Below are 22,319 nucleotides of genomic sequence, written 5' to 3'. Positions count from 1 at the left end.
GTATTCTACGCGAGCCGCTCTTCGCTGGCCACTAAAAGTACCCCCGTGCTAATCTGTGAGCCAGAATTAATCCCTCTTCCAACGATAAAAGGATAAATTTACATGCGTAACACCCCGAAAACAAAAGGTGAACTCGTTATTGAACAAATTATGCAACAACTCGATCCGGCCTCGCCGCGCTATCGGGTTTTGAGTGTGGCCTGTCAGTTCAAATCAAGTTGGGTCGAACTCGGGCAGCAACTCAGCCTGGTCCGAAAAGCCGGGGAGTACAGTTCCTGGGGCTATGCTTCCTTTGAGGACTACTGCCGGGATGAAGTGCGGATAAAGAAAGACACCGCGTTCAAATTAACCGGTGCCTACAACTACCTCGAAGCAAAAGAACCTGAAATTCTGGCGCGTAGCCGTCAGATGCTGACGATCCCCGACTATCGGTCTATCGATATGTTGCGACAGGCGAGTGAAGGGCAGAACCTGAGTGATGAACAGTTTCAACTCCTCCGCGAAACGGTGATCGACAAAGAGCGCAGTCACCCGACGGTCGCCAGGCAGTTTCGTGAACTCAGCGGGCAGAACTCTCAACAGACAGAACCGCAGTTAGTTAAAGCATCGTTAGGAACTGCGCGCCGCCTTGAGAGCCTACTCCAGCAATTACCAAATCTCCCGGCCGATGTTCTTGCTGCCTGCAGTAAAATCCTCGATGATCTGCAGCAGCAGGCAGCGCAGTTTGATCCCGAAACAGAAGGGTCGTCGAATCATCCAAACCACCCCTGACAAAATGCGCAAAAAAAAGACCACCTGAATTTTGGCGATCTCTCTTTTGCTGAATAGATCGGATACTCAAAAAAATGGCAGAGCTCGGTACCCGAAGGCCAGCATCAGGGTTCCGCTGATACAAATCGCGAGGTAAAGCGCCAGAACACGTTTTTTGAACATCGCAATAAAGAGCGCCATAACCGGGAGAGCTGTCACCGGCCCCCCCACCAACAGAGCAATCCCGGCGCCACGGGACAAAGTAATACCCTGGCCAAACTCAGGTGAGACGAAACCATAAAGCATAGCCGCCGCAGCGACCTGGGGCAGATGTAAAGGAATAGAGGCAAAAGTAATCGCAATGATAGGCAAAACGCCATTCCCTTCAAGAATTCCAGAAACCCATGCGGTCGGAAGAAACTGTACAGTGAGAACCTCAATCACCACACCAAGCAGAACAAATTTACCTATTTTAAACATCCCCTCCCAAAACCTGGCCAAAAAAACCAGGAACTTATTATGGGTGCAGCGATTGACCTTATGTGAGAGTTGCTTGCCACAATCACAACGCAACTCTTCGACAGGATAAGCTGGATCATGAAAATCACCCGCAGGGAGAATTTTCTTAAAAAGAAGATCCTCGGTAAAACCGAAGCGGCGCATAAAAAGGGTGACATAGCCAGCAAAGAGTCCGAACAGGACCGCGCAGATAACCACGACATTCGCCCAGGCAGGACCGAGTTCCCAGTTCAGCAGGGTGTAACCGGCAGGACTCATCAGCGGCGAAGTCACCAGCAGAGCCATAGCCGGCGCCAGGGGTAATCCCGCAAGCAACAGGGAGATCACCAACGGTAGAGTCGCACAGGCACACAATGGACTGATGACACCAAGCAGGGTGGCAAGAAGGATTGAAAATCCGCCGAAACGGGTCAGTGCATGCCGGATCTTTACGTGCCATTTCATGGTCCGGATAATCGCCTCAAGCAGAACCCCGACAGCGAGATAAGGGAGGATATAAATAAATTCATTCCAGATACCGATAGCCAACTCGGTCACCATCTGCATTGCATTTCCCATCGTTGGTTAACCCTTCAGTATTGTGCAGTTTTCGTCGACTAAAACCAGAAGAGAGACAAGTTTTCGCCGCAAGTTACCTGTGCTCTTCACTCATTCTCACCCAGGGAGAGTATCAACCGCAGAAACCCGATCCCGATCCCACGAACTGAGCAAAAGACGTGCCCGACTCCAAATGCTCTGCTCCGGCGAAAAAATACCTTATTGGTCAAACTTCTCCAAGACTTTTTCGCTTGAAATGCTATACTGCTGCCAATCTGTGCTTTCAGCCCCCCTGTAAGCCTCAGATTTATACTCTGGAGGTTCCACGATGAACCAGAAGTTCAAAAATAAAGTTCGCGAACAGTTTGGCCGAGCAGCCATGGACTATGTCTATTCACGCTCCTTTGCCGGAGGTAAAGACCTCGATGCCGCAGCCGAACTTCTGCAACCGACAAAAGAAGATAATATGCTCGATGTCGCCTGCGGGGGAGGCCATACCGCTTTCTATTTTGCGCCTATGGTTCGGCAAGTCGTCGCTTCTGATCTGACGATGCAAATGCTCAAGAAAGCCCAGGAACATATTGCCGATGAAGGAAATATAGACAATGTGGTCTTTCGAGAAGCGGATGCCGAAGACCTCCCCTTCCCGGCAGGATCATTCACGCTTCTCAGTTGTCGAATTGCCCCACACCACTTCCCGGACATCCCGCGAGCGCTCAAAGAATTCCATCGGGTCTTAAGACGTGGTGGGCGGATGGTTATTATCGACACCTTGCTCCCCTCAGATTCTGAAATTGCCGAATTTTACCAAACCATGGAGCAGATGCGTGATCCGACTCATATCCGCGCCTTCACCGAGGCAGATTGGCGTCAAATGATCGAAGATGCAGAGCTTATTCTGCATGAAACCCGCATCTTACCGAAACAGCACGACTTCCACGACTGGGCGCGACGTGCGGGGATGAACAGAACTAAAATTCAGGAACTGAATCGCTTCTTCATGGACGCCCCCACCAAGATCCATGACTTTTTCCAGATCGAATCGTTCGCTGGCGAGGTTGAGACTTTTACGGATCAAAAACTTCTGCTCTACGCCACGCGCAAGGAAAAAGAGAAGAAATAACCGCGCGACGGGACAGACTTTACCTGTTGCGGTGCAACAACTTAAAACCTGATTCAATTAAAAAAGGGAGACCCGTTCGGGCCTCCCTTTTCTGCTGGTCAGTGCTGAGACTGTGACTTACTTGATACCGGCAACAGCTTCGAGCATAGGAGTCGTGACCGACTTGGGTCGCTCAATTCCATAACCGAGAGCACGGTCCCAGGTAATATTAGCCAGACAACCAAGGGCGCGGCCAATACCAAACAGGACGGTATAGAACTCATACTCGGTGACACCATAGTACCACTGGATGACACCCGACTGGGCATCAACGTTCGGCCAGGGGTTCTTGGCCTTGCCATGCTCGGTCAGTACGCCCGGAGCCACTTCGTAAATCATCTTGATCAGTTGGAACAACGGATAATCTTTGAGGCCCGGAGTCTTGAGACAAAACTCACGCTGTGAGGTATAGCGCGGGTCGGTCTTACGCAGAACAGCATGACCATAACCGGGGATAACCTGCCCGCTGTTGAGAGTCGCCCAGAGGGCTTCCTTCAGCTTCTCTTCAGTCGGAACCTGTCCGCCGAGTTGCTGCATGAAATTCTGAGTCCAGCGCAGCACCTCTTCGTTGGCCAAACCATGCAGCGGACCTGCCAGGCCGTTGAGGCCGGCACTGTAGCTGTAGTAGGCATCAGAAAGCGCCGATGCGACCAGGTGGGTCGTGTGCGCCGAAACGTTGCCAGACTCATGGTCCGAGTGGATGATGAAGTACATCCGCGCAACGTCGTCATAAGGGGCGTCGACACCCATCATGTGGGCGAAGTTTCCGCCAAAATCGAGATTCGGGTCAGCCGCAATCGGCGTGTCGCCCCGATACTTCATACGATAAATATAGGCGCCAATGGGGCCAAGTTTCGCCATCATGTTGCTGGCGTCTTCATACATATCTTCCCAGCAGGTCATCTTGTTGAACTTGCCGGCAGCATAATTTTTAGAAAAGACCGAATCGCGCTGCATGGTGAGGACTGCAGTCGAGAACATGGTCATCGGATGCGAGTCACGCGGCATGGCACGCAACACATCGTAAACGTACTCAGGAACCTGAGAACGGCGCTTCCAGTCTGCGACAACCTCAAGCGTCTGCTCCATGGTCGGCACATCGCCGGTCAGCAACATGTACCAGAAACCCTCAACATAAGGATATTCGCTACCCGGAACTTTGGGTAGAGCGGCAAAGGTCTCATCGATAGTCTTGCCGCGGAAGCGAATACCTTCCATCGGATCAAGATAAGAGATATCGGTGACCAGTGATTTGATGCCACGGGCTCCACCGATACATTGGGAGACAGTTACCTCTCCCAGACTAACTTCACCAAACTCCTTCAGCAAACGGGTCGTACGGGGGCGATGCTCATCAATTTTTTGAGCAAGGACCTTCTTCAGTGTCGACATACTCTCTCTCCTTTGATGTAAACGTAACGAGGTTTTTAATGTCCCAGAGGGACCAACGGGGAATCCATTCCGCAAGGCGGAAAAAACAGTGATCGCTTTAAATACGTCCGCCCGAACGGATTCACCTGCGATCAAAAGGGTAGAAGAAATACCCACGTAAGTAGGCCGAAGATTGGTTGGTTTGATAAACCTTCCTTCGCTTAAATTTCCAGATATTGTTCTAACAACCACCCTTTGGTTTGTCAAGTTGAAATTAGTATACAGTATCCAGGCTCAACCCTCTACAACACGGCCCATATCTATCATACCTTGTTGCGCTTTTCGCTTGATTTCCTGGCTTATCCGGCTACAATGCCTAAATAATATGCAATTCATGCCCTTAAAAATTGGTTCCCTGCAACTTGACAATTCTCTAATCCTGGCACCCATGGCGGGCATCACCAGCCTCCCCTTCCGCCGGATCATGAAGTCTTTCGGTGCGGCGCTGGTCTTCACTGAAATGATCAGCGCCAATGGCCTCATAAGGGATGGGCGCAGGACCCTGGCGTTGCTGGAGAGTTGTCCAGAGGAGAAACCTCTGGCGGTCCAACTGTTTGGGGATGACCCGCAAGTTCTGGCGCAGGGTGCGACCATGGTCGGCCCTCACGCTGATCTGCTTGACATCAACATGGGCTGCCCAGTTAAAAAAGTTGTACGCAGCGGTGCCGGCAGTGCCCTTTTGCGAGATCCAAACCGCGTCGGTCGGATCATCGAAGCCGTGCGTGCGGCCTTTCCTGGCCCGCTCACCCTTAAAATTCGCTCTGGTTGGGATCAAACAAGCATTAATTTTCTGGAAGTCGGACGTATCGCCAAAGAGGCCGGAGCGGACGCCATATGCCTGCACCCTCGTACCCGCAGTCAGAATTTTGGTGGTAAAGCCGATTGGAAAATGATCGCGGAGCTGAAATCGAGCCTTGATATTCCAGTCATTGGCAGCGGAGATCTTTTTAATGCCGCTGACATCGAGTCGATGTTCAGGCAAACCCTCTGTGATGCGGTGATGGTCGCTCGTGGCTGCTATGGAAATCCCTGGATTTTTCAGCAAGCCGCGGCCTTGCTTCGGGGCGCCCCCGCTCTGCTGCCTGGAGCCGCCGATCGCGGGCAGACCGCACTGCAACACCTGAATTTTCATGCCGAACATTTCGGAGAGCACAAAGCTCTACTGGAGATGCGCAAACATCTGAGTTGGTACGTTCGCGGGCTGACGGGCGCTCATTATTTCCGCGGTCAGTTGCAGAAGATTGAATCATGGCCCGAACTTCTGTTATTTTGCGAAACTTTTTTCAATGAACAAGAAGGCGCAGAACTTGCCTGAATCCAAACAGCAACTCTATGCGCTGATCGTTGAAAATGTCGGTGAGGCCGTCATTGCCCTGGACCCGCAAGAGAAAATCAGTCTTTTTAATCCCGCAGCTCAGAACATGACCGGACTGAGTGAAAAGCAATGTCTGGGGCGGGTCTTCAGCGAATGCTTCGGTCACCAGAAGATCCTCTGCTCGCTGGTTGATAAAGCGCTCTCGGCTGGTCGTTCCATCTCAGATCATGAGACGGTCGAACTTCAACGGCCGAAGAAATCGCTGCCGGTCAGCGCCACTGTTTCGCCTCTCTTCAAGCCGGACGGAGAGCAACAGGGCGCAGTTCTTATCATGCGCGACCTGACCCAGATTCGAACCTTGGAGGATGCGATCCGACGCGCGGATCGGCTTTCGATGGTCGGCACCATGGCGGCAGGGCTCGCTCATGAAATTAAAAATCCCCTGGGTGGGATTAAGGGTGCCGCGCAACTTCTGCAGATGGAGCTTGAAGCGGGGAGCCCCTTGAGCGAGTACCCGGAAGTGATGATCCGCGAGACGGAACGGGTCAACAACATCATTGAAGAATTACTTGACCTCTCGCGCCCCCGCATAGCGACCAACAATGAGGTCAATCTAGGCAGAATCTTGAACGAGATCGTGCTGCTGCAGAGGCAAGCATTTATTGAAAAGCAGATTAGATTCAGTATTCATCTCGATCCCAGCATCCCCCCGATTCGGGGGGACCAGAGTCTTCTAACGCAACTTTTTCTCAATCTGATCAAGAATGCAGGTGAAGCCGTTGACGTTGGCGGCGAGGTCCGGATCATCACCAGAATCGACTCCGACTACCATCTCAGTTCACCAGGAGAGAGGGCTGTACCCCTGGTCAAGATCGCCATCGAAGACAACGGCCCGGGAATTCCGGCTGATCAGTTCGAGAGAATTTTTACCCCGTTCTATACGACGAAAACCGGTGGGACCGGACTGGGACTTGCGACCTGTCAAAAGATAGTCAGCGATCATAACGGCCTACTGGGCGTTAAAAATCTCAAAGGCTGCGGCAGTTCTTTTGTCATATCTCTTCCGCTGCACAGACACTGACCACACCCGAGATTCAATACACAATCTACTGCTAAAAAATGAGGTATTTTGCCATGTCGATCCGCCGTATCCTTGTTGCCGATGATGAAGAGAGTATCCGCTGGGTTCTCGCTAAAGCCCTAAAAAAACAGGGGTTCATTGTTGATCTCGCCGAGGACGGTCTGCAGGCCCGCCAGCTTTCGCGCAAAAACCATTACGACCTTGCAGTCCTCGACATCAAGATGCCAGGGATCCAGGGGATTGAACTGCTGCAAACCTTGCAAACTGAAAGCCCGAAAACCCTGGTTGTGGTAATGACCGCCGAATCAACAATGGAAAATGCCGTTGCGGCGATGAAGAACGGCGCCTACGATTATTTAACCAAGCCTTTTGATCTCTCAGCACTCGACGCGATTATCCTTAAAGCAGAAAAGGCGGCCGCAGTCACCGATCAGATAGGCCAGTTGCGCAATGAAATTCAGGATCAATACCGTTTCGGGCGTACCATTATAGGCAACAGCCAGGCGATGCAGGATGTTTATAAAATTCTGGGTCGCGTCGCAGCTTCAGATGTAACGGTATTGATCACCGGCGAGAGCGGCACCGGCAAAGAGTTGATCGCCCGCGCTGTCCACTACAACAGCCCACGTCTCGGCAAACCTTTTATTGCTCTGAACTGTGCGGCGATCCCCCGTGAACTGCTCGAAAGTGAACTCTTTGGGCATGAGAAAGGCGCGTTCACCGGTGCCATTGAACGTAAGGCGGGTAAGTTTGAACAGGCCAACGGCGGCACCCTGTTCCTGGATGAAATCGGCGATATGCCATTGGAGCTACAGGCAAAACTGTTGCGTGTCCTGCAAGAAAAAGAGGTAACCCGCACCGGTGGCAACAGTACCATGGCCGTGGATGTCCGAATTGTTGCCGCGAGCAACCAGAATTTAACCAGCATGGTTCGAGACAAGACCTTTCGTGAAGATCTTTTTTATCGCCTCAACGTGGTCCCGATCGTTCTCCCCCCTTTGCGCGAGCGCATTGAAGATATTCAGGATCTGGCCGAATTCTTTCTGCATCGCGCAAAACAGGAAATGGGAGTCAATGTGAGCGAATTGAGCAAGGAAGCGATCCTCCGACTTAAACAACACAGTTGGCCAGGAAATATCCGCGAGCTTGAAAACCTGATTAAACGTGCCAGCCTGCTGACACCCAATCAGGTCCTCATGCCCTCGGATTTCCCCAGTTTAGGTTGTACAGAGGAGTGTGGGAAACAGGAAGACTCCCTGGAAGCTCTGGTCACACATAAGCTGCAAAACAGCCTGGCACAGATGAATCTTCAGGAACTCGACAATCTCTACGAAATGGTTTTACATCAGGTCGAGCGCCCATTAATCAATATTATCCTGCAGCAGACCCGCTGTAATCAGGTGCGCACCGCCGAAATACTTGGCATCAACCGCAACACCCTGCGTAAAAAGATCACCACTCTGGGAATTACGGTAAAACGTACAGACTAACAGGCGAGGAATTAGTTCAGTCTTCGACCAGTAAAATCCTCTTTCGCGCCAGATAGGCCACCTGCTCGCCCCATAGAAACAATAAAAAACGCCGCGGTTGGTTAAGGAAATCCTTGGCCCTGTTGTTTCCGTTAGGGAGATTGACAAAGATCTTCGCGTCAAGCGGTCCTCCGACCGCTGGAGTCACCCTGACCCGATGCTCTTCGCCCAATTCAAGGAGTGGATCGTATTCCTCTGCAGCGGCCGTATAGACGGCCATTACCTGATCAAGATTGATCAGTTTAATCTTTTCTGCAACGCGCAACGGCAAAAAGTTATCGTCACCATTTAACGCCTCACTCAATCGTTGCGGCCCGCTTTGCAACATCCCATGTAGTTGCAGAAAGGTCTCCCCCATCAATCTTTCCCCGTTGGACAGAACAACCTCAATCTGCCGCACATCGACACTGATTCGCTGTTCGTTCATGAATGGTTCCCTCCTCCGGAGTTGGGTTCAGCAAACTGATTCTTGTTCATAGCGAAACGCCTTGCCTCTTCGAGACTAACCTTTTTCGCATTAACCAGCTCTTGCAGCGCTTGATCCATCAATTGCATCCCATCCTTACGCCCGGTCTGGATCACTGACGGAAGCTGAAAAGTCTTCCCTTCGCGGATCAGATTGGCAGATGCTGCATTGACCTTTAAAATTTCGAGAGCAGCACAGCGTTTACCATCGAGAGTCCGCAACAGTTGTTGAGCGACCACCCCGCGCAATGACTCTGCGAGCATAGTGCGGATCTGCTCCTGCTGGGTGGTGGGGAACACATTCACAAGACGGTCGACAGTCTTTGAGGCACTGCTGGTGTGCAGGGTACCAAAGACCAGGTGCCCGGTTTCCGCAGCAGTAATAGCCAGCTCAATCGTTTCAAGATCACGCATTTCTCCGACCAGAATAATGTCGGGATCCTCACGAAGCGCAGCCTTGAGTGCCGAAGCAAAGCTCTGAGTATGGACACCAACTTCGCGCTGGTTGATCAGACTTTTACGAGTTTGATGGACAAATTCGATCGGATCCTCAACCGTGAGAATATGCTCACTACGCGTGCGGTTGATATGATCGATCATAGCGGCCAGCGTCGTCGACTTCCCACTACCGGTCGGCCCTGTCACCAGAATCAAACCCTTTTTGTACTCCGTCAGATCGAGCACTGTCTGGGGCAATCCCAATTGTTCAACGGTCAGAATTTCTGCAGGAATAATCCTGAAAACTGCGCTGATCCCCAGACGACCCATAAAAATATTTGCCCTGAAACGCGCATTCAACGCGGTAACCTCATAGGCAAAATCTAGATCATGCCGCTCTTCAAATACTGAGCGCTGTGCATCGGTCATGATTTCATAGACGAGCTGTCGATACTGCTCGCTGCTCAGGACCTGAGCCATTGCCGGTTTGAGTTGCCCCGACACGCGAATCATCGGCGGGTTTGCCGGAGAGAGATGTAAATCAGAGCCGCCCAGTTGCTGGAGAATTTGAAATAATTTATCAATTTTTGCCATAGTTCGATCCTATCTATACGCAGAGAGATATTCCGTGAATATAGCAGGAGGCAAAAAGAATAGGGAATTTTAATTCTAGAATATAGAGGGGTCAGGGCTTAGACAACAAAGAAACCCTGAGTCTAACGACGATAAATTTGCGCGTGGTAGCACTTCCACTTACGGTGCAGCCAGAGCCAGAGGTGAGGAGCACGTCGAATGTTCCGTTCGAGGCAATCATTCTGTAACTGCACAGCCTCTTCTAGCGTTAAGTTGTCGATATCTAAGGCTGGTTCAAAGATCAGACGATGTTCGCCGGGCTGCTCACCACGCAAAATAAACATCGGGACCAGGGCCGCGTTATATTTTTGGGCCAGAGTCACGGCAATCGCTAGAGTCGAAGTCTTACGTTTAAAAAAACGGGCAGGAATCCCTTCATGCAGTTGTGCCTTGCGATCGGCAAGCAACAACAGATCAACCCCTTTTGCCAGGCCACGAATCGCCTCGCGCAGGCCATTCTCTTTATAAAGGATTCGCGCACCAAAGTCCTCATGATAGCGGCACCGCTCTTGTTCAACCAGAGGATTGTCGATGCGACGCACGATAAAGGAAAGGGGATTTATCTCACTGGCATATTTTACCGTGGCATATTCCCAATGGCCGAAATGACCGCTGAGCAGAATAATTTTTTGCTTGTTCTGACGGGCCGTGTCCAGATGTTCCCGCCCCTCTATCCTGATCAACCGGCAGATTTGCTGGCGACGTCGTTCATTCAGTCGCAGCATCCGAATCCACTCGAAACCTCCGACACCATAATGAGCAAAGTTTTTGCGTAAAATAAACCGGCGCTGTGCATCATTCAACTCATCGGCATAGGCGAACTTCAGGTTAATCAGCGCAATCCGCTTAAAGGGGGCGCCCAGCAGATAGAGCAGACCACCGAACAGCTGCCCCAGCCGGCACCAGATCGCCAACGGGAAGAGACGTGATAAAAAATGGAAACCGATCAGGAGGAGATAAACGGGATAATCGACAAAGGTGGTTTTATTGCGGCTCATGTTGCTCGCATGACGGCCGGCGCAAAGGAGACAGGATCAGGGCTGTTAAAGGCATCAATAACCGCCATCTGTACGTTTGGCCTGGTTTTCAAAGCGGGTAAATTCACCTCGGAAAGTCAGGTGCACTGTACCTATGGCACCATTCCTTTGTTTACCAATGATGACCTCAGCGTCTTTTTCATGCCCCTGTTCACAAGTCTTTTCGCGGCTTTTGCAGTCCTCACAATAAACGGCTTCGCGGTAGACGAACATGATCACGTCGGCATCTTGCTCAATCGCGCCGGATTCACGCAGGTCAGACATCATCGGGCGCTTGTCTGTGCGGCTCTCGAGGGAACGGTTCAACTGCGACAGCGCAACAACCGGCAGACTCAACTCTTTGGCCAGAGCCTTGAGCGAACGGGAAATTTCCGAAATCTCCTGTTGGCGGTTTTCGGTACTGCTGCCGCGCATTAATTGCAGGTAATCGACGACGATCAAACCAAGCCCATGTTCGGCCTTGAGTCGACGAGCCTTTGAGCGCAGTTCCAGCACTGAAATCGCGGGGGTATCATCGATAAAGAGTTGGGTTTCACTGAGCTGACCGGCCGCCATCGTCAGCTTTGGCCAATCCGACTCCCCCAGGTTGCCGGTTCGCAACCTGCCGGCATCGACTTTAGCCACAGAACAGAGCAGACGCTGTACCAGCTGCTCCTTACTCATTTCGAGCGAGAACACGACCGCCGGAATCTTCTTTTCTGGATGGGTCGTGGCATATTCAACCAGGTTCAAGGCAAAAGCAGTCTTCCCCATAGATGGTCGACCAGCGACGATTAACAGATCACCAGGCTGCAGGCCGGCAGTCATCTTATCCAGATCGGTATAACCGGTCGGCACACCGGTGACCAATTCTTTACGCTCGTAGAGTTGCTCGATATTGCGAAAGGTATCCTTGAGGATATCGCGCACCGGAAAATAAGAGGGTCGGATCCGATTTTCGGCGATCTCAAAGATCGCTTTTTCAGCGCGATCAAGGACTACTTCCATGTCGCCACCCTCATAGCCACTGGTCGCAATGTCGGTCGAAACACTGATTAACTTGCGTGCAATCGATTTTTCTTTGACCAATTTGCAGTAATACTGGATATTTGCGGCGGTCGGCACATAATCGACCAGGGTCGCCAGGTAACCACTACCACCGGCCTCTTCCAGCATTTTCTGGGTCCGGAGCTGGGCCGACAGCGTCACGAGGTCGGCAGGCTCATTGCGGTTTGAAAGCGCAATCATGGCACCAAATATCAGTTGATGCCCACGGCGATAAAAGTCATCAGCCACCAGATGTTCGAGCGCCCGGTTGAGTGCTTCATTTTCAAGCAGAACCCCGCCGAGAACCGACATCTCGGCTTCAAGGTTTTGCGGCGGCATACGATGGCCGGTAGTTTCTTCAGTATATTGAGTTGCAGTTTTCATAGGCCTTGGAGCATATCAAAAAAGGTGCGCGCACAAAAGGGAAAAGGGCGGCAGATCTGCAGAGATCTACCACCCTTTTTAACCGAAATTGGTAACTAATTATTAACTCAGGCTTGCTCTTCGAGCGGCTTGACGATGACCTTGATCAGGGCGACAACTCCAGCATCCAGTTTAATCGAGACCTGATGCTCACCCAGGGTTTTAATCGCATCGTCAAAATGGATCTTTTTACGATCAATCTCAATTCCGGCGGCGGTCAATTTGGCTTCAATATCCATCGAAGTCACCGAACCAAAGAGTTTTCCCTCTTCACCGGCGCGCTGAATAAATTCACAAGCTACCTTTTCAATGCGGGCCTTGATCGCCTCAGCATCCTTGGTGGCCTTTTCCAATTTACGTCCCAACTGACGTTTCTGATGCTCAAGCTCCTTGACCGAAGCTTTATCCGCAACAATTGCCAGGCCTTTGGGGACCAGGAAGTTACGAGCATATCCGGGCTTAACCGACAACTGCTCGCCGATGATGCCGAGACCATCGACATTCTCTTTCAGAATAATTTCCATGACGATTCCTCCATATGATAAATCGGTTTATAAATCTTTTATACGTGGTCGCCGGAAATCGATCCATAAATCGAAAACCCCGACCCCGGTCACCACCAGCGGTAGCGGATTCAACAAAAAGACCAGCACATAAATCAGGCCTTTTATCGCCGGTGGCCAACTCTTACGCTGCACAAAGCAGCAGACAACCGCCAACCCCTGAACGAAATAGAGTGGCAATAAAACGGCAAGCAAATTACGCCCAACCACCGCGACCTGAGGCACCAGCAGAGCAAAACCGGCAATAATCAAGAACCAGATCAGCAGTGCGGGGAGCCGCCATTGAGTAAATACGGCACCATCAATTTGGTAGCGATTTCTTCTGAACCGCTGAAGCAGTGCCAGAGTCACAAAATGAACTACCAGCACCCCGGCGGCATAAAGGCCAACGAAGGTATTGCGAATAATATCAGCCACCTGGATAGCAACATCCTTGAGGTCGGTCAGTTGCGAACCACTGAACCCGGCTTCTTTATACGCCTTCATGGCCAAATCTACCTCGGCCTTCAGGTATTGATCTATCAACGGACCAAGCTCTTGCCCATTTAACTGGACATAAGAGACAAGCAAAGTACCTGCTACCAACAACGTTACGGCACCACTCACCAGTAGCGCCCTGTCCCAGGACCATGAGCGCCTCAGCAGACTCGGGAGCAACAGTGACGGAACAGCATACATCCCAAGATAACTGACGATACCGGCAAAATCTGCCAGCTGTAAAAGCGCCACAGCAGACAGCATCACAACAAAGATGCCAGCAGAAAGACCATATCTCATGGTCAGATAGCAGGCGGGTAATGCCGCCAATATGCTTGTAAATGCGCCGACCGGCCCGAGCCAATGTGAACTTAGCAAGAGCAGCAAGGTCACACCAACTCCGGCAATGCTGTAAACGACAGCTTCCCCTTTCATTGGGGCTTCCCCTTTTGCGTTTGACAGCTTAGCGGACCGCGTGCGAGCCGGTATAGGGGATCAGAGCAACCTGACGGGCGTTCTTGATCGACTCAGCCAACTGACGCTGATGTGCAGCACAAGAGCCAGAGATCCGACGCGGAACAATTTTGCCGCGCTCAGAAAGATAGGCCTTCAAACTTTCAATATCTTTATAGTCAATAATTACATTTTTCTCAGCACAAAAACGGCAGATTTTGCGACGGCCAAAACGACGACGCGGGGCTGGTGCTGACGGACGACTTGCAGATGATGTAGCCATAACAGGAACTCCTTTAAATCGATAACGGTTTATTCTACGGAATCAGAGCCTTCCGAATCGTCTTCATCTTCATCATCAACATGACTGGATGTGACCGGAGCGACTTCTTCAGGTGCTTCAACCAGATCACCGTCAAAACGCAGAGTCAAAAACCGCAGAATTTTCTCATCAAGACGCAGACGCCGTTCGTATTCAGCAATCACTTCAGCACTCGCTTCAAAAATGGTCTGCACATAGCAGCCCTTCACATGCTTTTTGATCGGATACGCCAGCTTACGGGTCCCCCAGTTATCAAGTTTAAGAATTTCAGCATTTTGCTCTGTGAGCACAGACTGAAACTTCTCTACCATGGCGGTCAGCTCTTCACCGACAACGTCAGGTTGAACAATGTACAAACTTTCGTACTTACGCATTGTTGCGTCTCCTCTTGGGTTGCAGCCCCGGTCCCGCCCGGAGCAAGGAAGAAAGATTTACCCCCAAACCAATTTGGTGGCAAACGTGGACTTCTAGCACAAGCTGGCTTTCAGTTCAAGCCCTAAAGATAGCCAAAAGCCGAATGAGATGATATTGGACGCTTCGACCCGGCAGTATCCCGCAGATCTTTAGCACCTTTGAATTAGAGTTTACAGGATCTCTTTCGATGCAGTATTACTACCACTCCAGTTGACAGAACCAAACCGGTCAATTAAGTTTAGAACCTTGTTCCTTGTGAAATCTTTCTCACCTTTGTATTAAAATGTCATGAGGATTTTATGCACACATTAAAATGCCTGATTCGCTGGATCGACCTGCTTAATGAAGGCATTGGCAATGCCGTTTCCTGGCTCACCGCCGGACTGGTACTGGTCGTCTGCTATGACGTCGTTACCCGCTATGTTTTCAATTACAGTAGCGTCGCAGCGCAGGAGCTCGAATGGCATATTTTCGCGGTAATCTTTTTAATTGGCGCGGCCTATACCCTCAAGCACGAAGGACATGTACGCGTCGATGTCTTTTATACCCTGCTCTCCCCCCGCGGCAAAGCCTTCGTAGACCTGATTGGTGGGTTACTTTTTCTGATCCCCTTTTCACTGCTGATCATCTGGTCCAGTCAGAGTTTTATCAGCATGAGCTGGTCAGTCATGGAATCCAGTCCGGACCCTGGCGGCCTCCCCTATCGCTTCTTGCTCAAGGCGATGATTCCAACCAGCTCAGTGCTGGTGCTGCTACAGGGGATTGCCATGACCCTGCGGGCCTTTTTTACTCTGATTAATCGACCTCTTGATCCTGACAATCAGTCAAAACCTGTGGGAGAAATTCATGCCTGAGTACATCTCCCTGGTTCTTTTTGCCGTCGTCTTCGCGCTCTTGATGCTTGGCTATCCGGTTGCATTTACCCTTGGTGGGGTGTCGCTGATTTTCGGCTACTTCACCTTCGGCCTCAACTTCTTCCACCTCCTCCCCTTGCGAATCTGGGGGACGATGACGAACTACGTCCTGCTCGCCGTGCCTCTTTTTGTCTTCATGGGGCTGATGCTGGAAAAGTCAGGACTGGCCGAAGAGCTGCTCGAGACCATGGCCATGCTCTTCGGCAAACTCCGCGGAGGTCTGGCCATCTCAGTCATCGTCGTCGGTGCAATATTAGCAGCCTCGACCGGGATCGTCGGTGCCACGGTGGTGACCATGGGGCTGCTCTCGCTACCGACGATGCTGAAACGTGGCTACTCCCCGGAACTGTCGACCGGCGTCATCTGTGCATCAGGCACCCTGGGGCAGATTATCCCGCCCTCCATCGTTCTGGTCCTGTTGGGGAGTGTCATGAACATCTCCATCGGCGACATGTTCTTGGGGGCGGTCATCCCCGGGCTGCTGCTGGTAGTGCTCTACATCCTCTGGATCATCATCGTCGCTTTTGTACGCCCCGAATCGGCGCCGTCAATGCCCGCAGATGAGCTGGCTGCATTTCGCGCGAGTGGTATGTATCGCCGTATCTTCCGTGCGTTTCTGCTCCCGTTCTTCCTGATCCTCGCAGTTCTCGGCTCGATCTTCGCCGGCATCGCCTCCCCGACCGAGGCTGCTGCCGTCGGCGCGCTGGGCGCGACCCTGCTGACCGTCTGGCAGAGGAAACTCAACATGCAGACCCTGCGCGACGTAATGCGTGGCACCACCACCCTGACATGTATGGTCTTTGTCCTCCTGATCGGGGCTGCGGCCTTTGGCCTGGTGTTCCGCGGGCTGGGCGGCGACCGCTATATCACCAAACTGATTATGGATGCCGGCCTCGAACCCCACCATTTTCTGCTCATTGTCATGCTGGTCATTTTTATCGCCGGCTTTTTCATCGACTTCATCGAAATCACCTTCATCATCGTCCCGGTAGTGGCGCCGATCTTTCACCAGATGGGAGTCGACATGCTGTGGCTCGGCATCCTCATCGCGCTGAACCTGCAGACCTCATTTCTCACCCCACCCTTCGGTTTTTCCCTGTTCTACCTTAAGGGCGTCGCCCCCCCCGAGGTCACAACCGCCCATATTTACCGTGGGATCATCCCGTTTATCGCGATCCAGCTGGTCTGTCTAGCAATGGTGGTCTTCTTCCCCGACACGGTCACCTGGTTGCCGAAGATCATGTCAAAACATCCCTGATCTAAGTCTTAATTTCAGCATCAAACAACAAAGGGTTCGCCATAATGGCGAACCCTTTGTTGTTTGATGCTGACAAAATCTTATAATTCTATTTGGCCATTTCAGCCAAGGCCACTTCCGAAATCTCACCCCAAGCATCATGCTGTTTCTGGAACTTGCTGAAACTCGCGTAAACCTTTTTGCTCATCGGATCTTTCGCGACAACTTCATCAAGCACCTCTTTTGAGTAACCACGTAGCGCGTGGATGACGTCATCGGGAAACTTTCTCAACTTGACACCTTCTTCATTAACCAACTTGTCGAGGTATAGAGGGTTCTTGGTCTCCGATTCACACAACATCCACAGATTGGAAGCCTCTGCTGCCCGCTTGACAATTTCCTGTAAATCAACGGGCAATGCCTCATAGGCTTTTTTGTTAATAAAGGTCTCCAGCACGGTGCCGGGCTCATGCCAACCTGGATAGTAGTAGTACTTAGCTACCTTATAGAAACCCATTTTGTAATCATTGTACGGGCCAACCCATTCGGTGGCATCGATAACGCCACGCTCAAGGTTGGTGTAGATTTCACCGCCAGGGGAAAGGATGGCAGTGCCGCCAGCCTTGGCCAGCACCTTCCCGCCCAGGCCAGGAATCCGCATCTTCAAACCCTTAAAATCGGCAATACTTTTTATTTCGCGGTTGAACCAGCCACCCATTTGCACACCGGTGTTGCCGGCGGGCATCGGTTTGAGGTTAAAGGGGGCATAGAGTTCATCCCAAAGTTCCTGACCGCCGCCGGTATAGATCCAGGCGTTCATTCCCTGGGCATTCATGCCGAATGGAACGGCGGCGAAGAACTGGGCTGCGGGAATTTTGCCGGCCCAGTAATAAGCAGCACCATGCCCCATTTCGACCATCCCCTGACTGACAGCATCAAATGCCTGCAGAGCTGGAACCAGTTCGCCACCACCATAGACCTGAACGGTCAGGCGACCGCCTGACATTTTATTGATCATTTCAGCCAGTTTGTCCGCACCCTCACCGAGTACCGGAAAGTGTGGAGGCCAGGTTGTGACCATCTTCCACTGATACTTCTTCTCGGCAGCCTGCACTGCCGGAGCAACAACGGTGCCTGCGGCTGCCACTGCAGCCGTGGCCAGGGTTGCCTTTTTTAGGAACTCCCGACGATTGTTATCGCCCATGCTGAACCTCCCTTGCTTTGAATGTTGGATTGAGGGGAAAAACTATTCTAACCCAAACGATAGAACTCCGTTTGTTACTTGTCAATCATTCAACCCGAATTCCTTATCAATTACAGTGTATGGCTGTTAGAATAACGCCAATTATTTAGCTTGGAATTAAGCGAGAACAACATGTCAAACGCGACAGACGAAACGACTACCAAGAGTTTTGGCCCCTACCTCCTCTTGATCCTGCCACCAATATTCTGGGCCGGGAACGTGGTCCTGGCACGCGGCCTTTCCCAGCAGATTCCGCCAATGTCCATGTCTTTTCTGCGCTGGGCAGGCGCTCTGCTCTTTCTTGCGCCTTTCACCTGGCGCCAGTTACAGCGCGATCGGCATCTTTTAAAAGGTCACTGGACCGTCATCTGGCTCTGTGCGCTGTTCGGCATCGCCAGCTTCAACAGCTTGCTCTATACCGCCACCCAGACGACAACCGCACTCAACTGTGCGCTGATGCAAACCCTGATGCCAGCGGCCATCATCTTCTGCGGATTCCTGCTTAACCGGGAGAAAGTCAGTCTACAACAGGGGGCCGGGGTCCTGCTCTGTTCACTGGGGGCCGTCTGGATTGTCCTGCAAGGAAAACTTCTCAGCATCGGCACGCTCAGGTTAGTTTCCGGTGATCTATGGATGTTGGTCGCAGTCTTCTGCTACGCACTGTATTCCACCTTGCTCCCGCGGCGACCGCGCGTCCACCCTTTCAGCTTTCTGCTTTTGACCATCGCCCTCGGCACCCTCATGTTGATTCCACCGTTTGTGCTGGAGTTAATCGTCAAGGGACCGCCAGCCGCCACCCCCAGCGTATTTGGCGGCCTGTTATATATAGCGCTCTTCCCCTCGATCGCGGCCTATATCTGTTGGAACCGCGGTGTCGAAATCATCGGAGCGAATCGCGCCGGGCTTTTCATCAACCTGATTCCGGTTTTTGCCGCAGGGATGGCTATCCTGTTTTTAGGGGAAGAGTTCAAACGTTTTCATCTGATCGGAATACTGATGGTGCTCGGCGGGATGGTGCTGTTTCAATTGGCTAAAAAAACTGACTGATCAGCAGATGCCGCAACGGCGACAGCCGTCAAAGCAACGCGGGGTCGCCTTACCCGACAACCCTTTCTGATATTCCTGCCACAGATAACTGCGCTGATTCCCCTGATCAATTACTTCCCAGGGGAAAATTTCAAATTCTCCCCGCTCGCGCGTCACATAAAAGTCAAGTTGCAGTCCGTTGCGGCGTAGAATCTGGCCTAAATTCCCGCCAGCTGCAATCTCGGGCAACAGCCGCCCAATCCGCCGGTCCCCGCGTGCGAACAGTGCCTGCAACTGGGAGGAACGGATCGATTCACTGATCAGTTCGGTATTGGGTAATTTGGAAACCCCCACATGTAATTTGCGCAGCTTCTGCTTTAACCCTTTTTCCGTCTCCATTCCCGCCCATTGAAAGGGGGTAAAGGGCTTAGGGATAAAGGGGTTCACGCTCAGGGTTAAATTCCCCAGACTCCCACGCTTACGACCTGCTTCACGCCAGATCAGACGAACCTGGTCGGCAAGAGCGAGAATGGCGTCAATATCTGAATCTTCCTCTCCCGGCAGGCCGATCAGAAAATAAAGCTTAAGATTCAGCATTCCAGCATCGGCCAACAGGTGCACCGCATGCAGAATCTGGGCTTCATCCAGATTTTTATTGATCAGGTCCCGCATCTGCTGACTGCCGGCTTCAGGAGCGATAGCTACGGTCTTTAACCCGGCCGCCTGTAACTGCCTCGCCTCCGCCGAAGTCAATGCATCAAGGCGCAGACTGGAGACCGAGACCTCCCCGCCATGGAGCATAATCTCCTGCTGCAGCGCCGAGATATCTGCGTGGTCAGCAACGGCTGCGCCGACCAGGCCAATACGCGACCGATGGCAGAGCCCCGCCTCCACTTGGGGAATGAGATTTTCGAGACTTCGTTCGCGAGGGGGCAGATAAACATACCCCGCAGCACAGAAACGACAGCCCCGTGAGCATCCACGCATCACTTCAGTCAAGGCCATGCTACCGAATTCGGCCTCTTCGTTCAGAATAAATGAACGACTGGCCGAGGTGTCCAGATCGGCCAGATATTGGCGTAACACCCCTGGCGCCGAAATCTTCGCCAGTGTGCCATCGCCAAGATATCCAACCGCCACCTGCGCTGGAAGATAGATTCCTGGCAGTTGTTCAAAGACGCCAAGAGCTGTGGATTCGTGACCCAGGTAGGTCAGCAAAGCAGGAATCAACACAGGCAGGATAACCTCGGCTTCACCTACCGCGACCAGATCAGCAATCTCGGCCAGCGGTTCCGGGTTCAGAAAGGCACAGACCCCACCAAACAAAACCAACGGGTCATGCGCGCCCCGTTGTGCAGAAAAGAGCGGGATATGACCAAGTTCAAAGATTTTGGGGAGATTGAGATAGTCATTTTCAAACGAGATCGAAAGCGCAATCAGATCAAATTCGGCCAATGGGGTTCCAGTCTCCAGCGAGACAAGAGGGAAACGATTCTTCTCGTACTCAACTAAATCCTCCTTGTCAGGCAGGAAGAAACGCTCGCAACAGCAGTCCGACGAGGCATTAAAGAGATGATAGACCGTCTGGTAGCCGAGATTGGCCATCGCCTGACTGTAACCATTGGGGTAGATGAGTGCGATCCGGACAGGACCAGGCCCGGGAGTATTTTCGCCAGATTCGGCGGCATAACGACGGCGATGTTTTTCAAGAATTTTTCGTGACAAAAGTGATCCTCTGGAAAAGATGACCCATCATAGGTCGGGTCGTGACACCTCGACAACCCCCCATGGCGGGTTGCAATATTTTAAATAAAAAAATAGGGGCCACACTAGGTGGCCCCTTGAGACGAGGGAGTCGTCAGGGCTTGGCATTATAGCGTACAGAACCGCTGTACATCGGCCGGGCGGAGTTCCGGCACAGCATCACAATGAAACTCCTGCAAAATAAGCGTAGATCGCCTGTCAGACACAGCACACTGAACCAGAAGCTGATACTCCCTCCCCTGGTACCAAGTGCTGCGCCATTAATGTGAGCTCAGCTTGATAATTGAATCATTTAATCAATCGACCCGCTTGCGCAAAAATGTCGGAATATCAAACTGCTCGTCATCGCTGAACAGATCACGGCTTGAAATGGCCATACGGGGTTGAACTTTTTGCTGATTGCGGATGATCGTCGGGACATCCAGATCGATCTTGCCACCGCGCATCATCGCGTGCGCGTTGCGCGTGATTTCGTCGGTTACCTTGCGTTTTCCTTTAAAGTCATCACCGAAACCAGTAGCGATCGCGGTAATCTTGATTTTGTCGCCAAGATCCTCGTCAATCACCAGACCAACGATGATATTCGCATCTTCGTGAACCTTCTCGTGGATGATGGTCGAGGCTTCCTCAAATTCCTCCATGGTCATGTTTGACGAACCGGAGATATTAACCAGCACACCCATGGCGCCGGAGATATCGATTTCTTCGAGCAGCGGGCTGCTGATCGCAGCATGAGCCGCTTCATAGGCACGCCGTTCACCCTCGGCGATGCCGATCCCCATCATCGCCATACCCCGGTTACTCATAACGGTCCGCACATCGGCGAAGTCAACGTTGATCAACCCCTCGGTGATTATCAAATCCGAAATGCCTTGCACAGCCTGACGCAACACGTCGTCAGCCGGCTTAAAGGCATCCAGAATGCTCATATGTTTTCCCGCCAGGCCGAGCAGCCGATCGTTCGGAATCACCACCAGTGAGTCGACGACCTCCTGAAGCTCTTTGATCCCCTGTTCAGCCCGCAGCATGCGCTGTTTCCCCTCACGCGAAAACGGTTTGGTTACAACCCCGACCGTCAGCGCACCCGAAGCCTTGGCTGCACGCGCGATCACCGGGGCAGCTCCCGTCCCTGTCCCACCGCCGAGACCTGCGGCGACAAAGACCATATCAGCGCCGGCAAAAAGCTCTTCAAGTCGTGCGACATCTTCTTCTGCAGCCTGACGCCCGATTTCGGGATCCGCTCCGGCACCCAGCCCTTTGGTCAACTGACCCCCCAGTTGGATTTTCATTGGGGCGGTACTTTTTCGCAGCGCCTGTGCATCGGTATTGGCGGTGATAAATTCGACCCCCAGAACCTCACTGCGGATCATCATGTTAACGGCATTCCCGCCACCGCCACCAACACCCACAACCTTGATCTTTGCGCCCTGGGCCAAAGACTCTTCAAAATGGAACATGACTCCCTCATTGTTCGGCATAATAGACTCCCTCTTGTGAATGGCCGGTGTCCACTCCGCGTTCGCACCAGCTGTTAATGACCCCAAATTGGTCGTTGTTCAG

General features: G+C 52.0%; 21 protein-coding genes. 8 read left to right on the top strand and 13 right to left on the bottom strand.

Features of this window, described 5'->3' with window-relative positions:
- Positions 1-102: 102 nt before the first annotated feature.
- Complete coding sequence (locus D888_RS0104910) at positions 103-771, top strand: hypothetical protein (protein WP_020675426.1); 669 nt, start codon at positions 103-105, stop codon at positions 769-771.
- A gap of 66 nt (positions 772-837) precedes the next feature.
- On the opposite strand, the gene D888_RS22635 is transcribed toward D888_RS0104910, so the two are convergent.
- Positions 838-1,827, bottom strand: coding sequence for a permease (locus tag D888_RS22635; RefSeq protein WP_020675425.1), 990 nt, complete (start codon positions 1,825-1,827; stop codon positions 838-840).
- Positions 1,828-2,134: 307 nt separating this feature from the next.
- Here D888_RS22635 and D888_RS0104900 point away from each other — a divergent pair, with 307 nt between their 5' ends.
- Positions 2,135-2,929, top strand: coding sequence for a class I SAM-dependent methyltransferase (locus tag D888_RS0104900; protein WP_020675424.1), 795 nt, complete (start codon positions 2,135-2,137; stop codon positions 2,927-2,929).
- 117 nt (positions 2,930-3,046) lie between these two features.
- Here the strand turns inward: D888_RS0104900 and D888_RS0104895 are convergent, their stop codons facing one another.
- Positions 3,047-4,360 (bottom strand): citrate (Si)-synthase, encoded by a 1,314-nt coding sequence (locus tag D888_RS0104895; RefSeq protein WP_020675423.1) that lies wholly within the window; start codon positions 4,358-4,360, stop codon positions 3,047-3,049.
- 373 nt (positions 4,361-4,733) lie between these two features.
- Between D888_RS0104895 and dusB the strand changes: the two genes are divergently transcribed.
- From dusB to D888_RS0104880, 3 genes are read left to right on the top strand one after another with little or no spacing between them, the layout of a single operon-like run.
- Positions 4,734-5,714, top strand: a complete 981-nt coding sequence (dusB, locus tag D888_RS0104890) for a tRNA dihydrouridine synthase DusB (RefSeq protein WP_020675422.1) — start codon at positions 4,734-4,736, stop codon at positions 5,712-5,714.
- A complete protein-coding gene (locus D888_RS0104885) occupies positions 5,707-6,795 on the top strand; it encodes a two-component system sensor histidine kinase NtrB (protein WP_020675421.1) in 1,089 nt (362 codons plus the stop codon). The genes dusB and D888_RS0104885 overlap by 8 nt, the downstream gene beginning before the upstream one ends.
- 53 nt (positions 6,796-6,848) lie before the next feature.
- Positions 6,849-8,285, top strand: a complete 1,437-nt coding sequence (locus D888_RS0104880; RefSeq protein ID WP_020675420.1) for a sigma-54-dependent transcriptional regulator — start codon at positions 6,849-6,851, stop codon at positions 8,283-8,285.
- Positions 8,286-8,301: 16 nt separating this feature from the next.
- Here D888_RS0104880 and D888_RS0104875 read toward each other — a convergent pair whose 3' ends face one another.
- From D888_RS0104875 to rpsF, 8 genes are all read right to left on the bottom strand, one after another.
- Positions 8,302-8,751, bottom strand: a complete 450-nt coding sequence (locus D888_RS0104875; RefSeq protein WP_020675419.1) for a hypothetical protein — start codon at positions 8,749-8,751, stop codon at positions 8,302-8,304.
- Complete coding sequence (locus D888_RS0104870; RefSeq protein ID WP_020675418.1) at positions 8,748-9,821, bottom strand: type IV pilus twitching motility protein PilT; 1,074 nt, start codon at positions 9,819-9,821, stop codon at positions 8,748-8,750. Before D888_RS0104870 ends, D888_RS0104875 begins: the two co-directional genes overlap by 4 nt.
- A 122-nt stretch (positions 9,822-9,943) precedes the next feature.
- On the bottom strand, positions 9,944-10,858 hold the full coding sequence (locus D888_RS0104865; protein WP_020675417.1) for a lysophospholipid acyltransferase family protein: 915 nt from the start codon (positions 10,856-10,858) through the stop codon (positions 9,944-9,946).
- Between the two features lie 54 nt (positions 10,859-10,912).
- The gene (gene dnaB / locus D888_RS0104860; RefSeq protein WP_051092374.1) at positions 10,913-12,307 is read right to left on the bottom strand and encodes a replicative DNA helicase; all 1,395 of its coding nucleotides are present in this window, start codon (positions 12,305-12,307) and stop codon (positions 10,913-10,915) included.
- A 107-nt stretch (positions 12,308-12,414) separates the two neighbouring features.
- Positions 12,415-12,870 (bottom strand): 50S ribosomal protein L9, encoded by a 456-nt coding sequence (gene rplI / locus D888_RS0104855; RefSeq protein ID WP_020675415.1) that lies wholly within the window; start codon positions 12,868-12,870, stop codon positions 12,415-12,417.
- 27 nt (positions 12,871-12,897) lie between these two features.
- Positions 12,898-13,821, bottom strand: a complete 924-nt coding sequence (locus tag D888_RS0104850) for a DUF2232 domain-containing protein (RefSeq protein ID WP_020675414.1) — start codon at positions 13,819-13,821, stop codon at positions 12,898-12,900.
- Between the two features lie 28 nt (positions 13,822-13,849).
- Entirely contained in the window at positions 13,850-14,122 is a 273-nt protein-coding gene (gene rpsR, locus D888_RS0104845) for a 30S ribosomal protein S18 (RefSeq protein ID WP_020675413.1), read from the bottom strand.
- 29 nt (positions 14,123-14,151) lie between these two features.
- The gene (gene rpsF, locus D888_RS0104840; protein WP_020675412.1) at positions 14,152-14,535 is read right to left on the bottom strand and encodes a 30S ribosomal protein S6; all 384 of its coding nucleotides are present in this window, start codon (positions 14,533-14,535) and stop codon (positions 14,152-14,154) included.
- Between the two features lie 339 nt (positions 14,536-14,874).
- Here rpsF and D888_RS0104835 point away from each other — a divergent pair, with 339 nt between their 5' ends.
- Complete coding sequence (locus tag D888_RS0104835) at positions 14,875-15,429, top strand: TRAP transporter small permease subunit (protein WP_020675411.1); 555 nt, start codon at positions 14,875-14,877, stop codon at positions 15,427-15,429.
- Complete coding sequence (locus D888_RS0104830; RefSeq protein WP_020675410.1) at positions 15,422-16,747, top strand: TRAP transporter large permease; 1,326 nt, start codon at positions 15,422-15,424, stop codon at positions 16,745-16,747. The genes D888_RS0104835 and D888_RS0104830 overlap by 8 nt, the downstream gene beginning before the upstream one ends.
- Positions 16,748-16,835: 88 nt before the next feature.
- Here D888_RS0104830 and D888_RS0104825 read toward each other — a convergent pair whose 3' ends face one another.
- On the bottom strand, positions 16,836-17,930 hold the full coding sequence (locus tag D888_RS0104825; protein WP_020675409.1) for a TRAP transporter substrate-binding protein: 1,095 nt from the start codon (positions 17,928-17,930) through the stop codon (positions 16,836-16,838).
- Positions 17,931-18,101: 171 nt separating this feature from the next.
- Here D888_RS0104825 and D888_RS0104820 point away from each other — a divergent pair, with 171 nt between their 5' ends.
- Positions 18,102-19,016, top strand: a complete 915-nt coding sequence (locus D888_RS0104820) for a DMT family transporter (RefSeq protein WP_020675408.1) — start codon at positions 18,102-18,104, stop codon at positions 19,014-19,016.
- Here D888_RS0104820 and D888_RS0104815 read toward each other — a convergent pair whose 3' ends face one another.
- Both D888_RS0104815 and ftsZ read right to left on the bottom strand, forming a co-directional pair.
- The gene (locus D888_RS0104815; RefSeq protein ID WP_020675407.1) at positions 19,017-20,720 is read right to left on the bottom strand and encodes a radical SAM protein; all 1,704 of its coding nucleotides are present in this window, start codon (positions 20,718-20,720) and stop codon (positions 19,017-19,019) included.
- Positions 20,721-21,055: 335 nt separating this feature from the next.
- Positions 21,056-22,216 (bottom strand): cell division protein FtsZ, encoded by a 1,161-nt coding sequence (gene ftsZ / locus D888_RS0104810; protein ID WP_026362219.1) that lies wholly within the window; start codon positions 22,214-22,216, stop codon positions 21,056-21,058.
- Between the last annotated feature and the right edge of the window lie 103 nt (positions 22,217-22,319).

This window comes from Geopsychrobacter electrodiphilus DSM 16401, from assembly GCF_000384395.1.
In the GTDB taxonomy this organism is placed as follows: domain Bacteria; phylum Desulfobacterota; class Desulfuromonadia; order Desulfuromonadales; family Geopsychrobacteraceae; genus Geopsychrobacter; species Geopsychrobacter electrodiphilus.
The sequence above is the reverse complement of the archived record's forward strand: the minus strand, read 5'-3'. Positions and strand labels throughout refer to the sequence as shown.

Excerpts from the sequence above, each read along its gene's own strand:
- D888_RS0104910 (WP_020675426.1), top strand. The coding sequence starts at position 103 with ATGCGTAACACCCCGAAAACAAAAGGTGAACTCGTTATTGAACAAATT.
- D888_RS22635 (WP_020675425.1), bottom strand. The coding sequence starts at position 1,827 with ATGGGAAATGCAATGCAGATGGTGACCGAGTTGGCTATCGGTATCTGG.
- D888_RS0104900 (WP_020675424.1), top strand. The coding sequence starts at position 2,135 with ATGAACCAGAAGTTCAAAAATAAAGTTCGCGAACAGTTTGGCCGAGCA.
- D888_RS0104895 (WP_020675423.1), bottom strand. The coding sequence starts at position 4,360 with ATGTCGACACTGAAGAAGGTCCTTGCTCAAAAAATTGATGAGCATCGC.
- dusB (WP_020675422.1), top strand. The coding sequence starts at position 4,734 with ATGCCCTTAAAAATTGGTTCCCTGCAACTTGACAATTCTCTAATCCTG.
- D888_RS0104880 (WP_020675420.1), top strand. The coding sequence starts at position 6,849 with ATGTCGATCCGCCGTATCCTTGTTGCCGATGATGAAGAGAGTATCCGC.
- D888_RS0104875 (WP_020675419.1), bottom strand. The coding sequence starts at position 8,751 with ATGAACGAACAGCGAATCAGTGTCGATGTGCGGCAGATTGAGGTTGTT.
- D888_RS0104870 (WP_020675418.1), bottom strand. The coding sequence starts at position 9,821 with ATGGCAAAAATTGATAAATTATTTCAAATTCTCCAGCAACTGGGCGGC.
- D888_RS0104865 (WP_020675417.1), bottom strand. The coding sequence starts at position 10,858 with ATGAGCCGCAATAAAACCACCTTTGTCGATTATCCCGTTTATCTCCTC.
- dnaB (WP_051092374.1), bottom strand. The coding sequence starts at position 12,307 with ATGAAAACTGCAACTCAATATACTGAAGAAACTACCGGCCATCGTATG.
- rplI (WP_020675415.1), bottom strand. The coding sequence starts at position 12,870 with ATGGAAATTATTCTGAAAGAGAATGTCGATGGTCTCGGCATCATCGGC.
- D888_RS0104850 (WP_020675414.1), bottom strand. The coding sequence starts at position 13,821 with ATGAAAGGGGAAGCTGTCGTTTACAGCATTGCCGGAGTTGGTGTGACC.
- rpsR (WP_020675413.1), bottom strand. The coding sequence starts at position 14,122 with ATGGCTACATCATCTGCAAGTCGTCCGTCAGCACCAGCCCCGCGTCGT.
- rpsF (WP_020675412.1), bottom strand. The coding sequence starts at position 14,535 with ATGCGTAAGTACGAAAGTTTGTACATTGTTCAACCTGACGTTGTCGGT.
- D888_RS0104835 (WP_020675411.1), top strand. The coding sequence starts at position 14,875 with ATGCACACATTAAAATGCCTGATTCGCTGGATCGACCTGCTTAATGAA.
- D888_RS0104830 (WP_020675410.1), top strand. The coding sequence starts at position 15,422 with ATGCCTGAGTACATCTCCCTGGTTCTTTTTGCCGTCGTCTTCGCGCTC.
- D888_RS0104825 (WP_020675409.1), bottom strand. The coding sequence starts at position 17,930 with ATGGGCGATAACAATCGTCGGGAGTTCCTAAAAAAGGCAACCCTGGCC.
- D888_RS0104820 (WP_020675408.1), top strand. The coding sequence starts at position 18,102 with ATGTCAAACGCGACAGACGAAACGACTACCAAGAGTTTTGGCCCCTAC.
- ftsZ (WP_026362219.1), bottom strand. The coding sequence starts at position 22,216 with ATGTTCCATTTTGAAGAGTCTTTGGCCCAGGGCGCAAAGATCAAGGTT.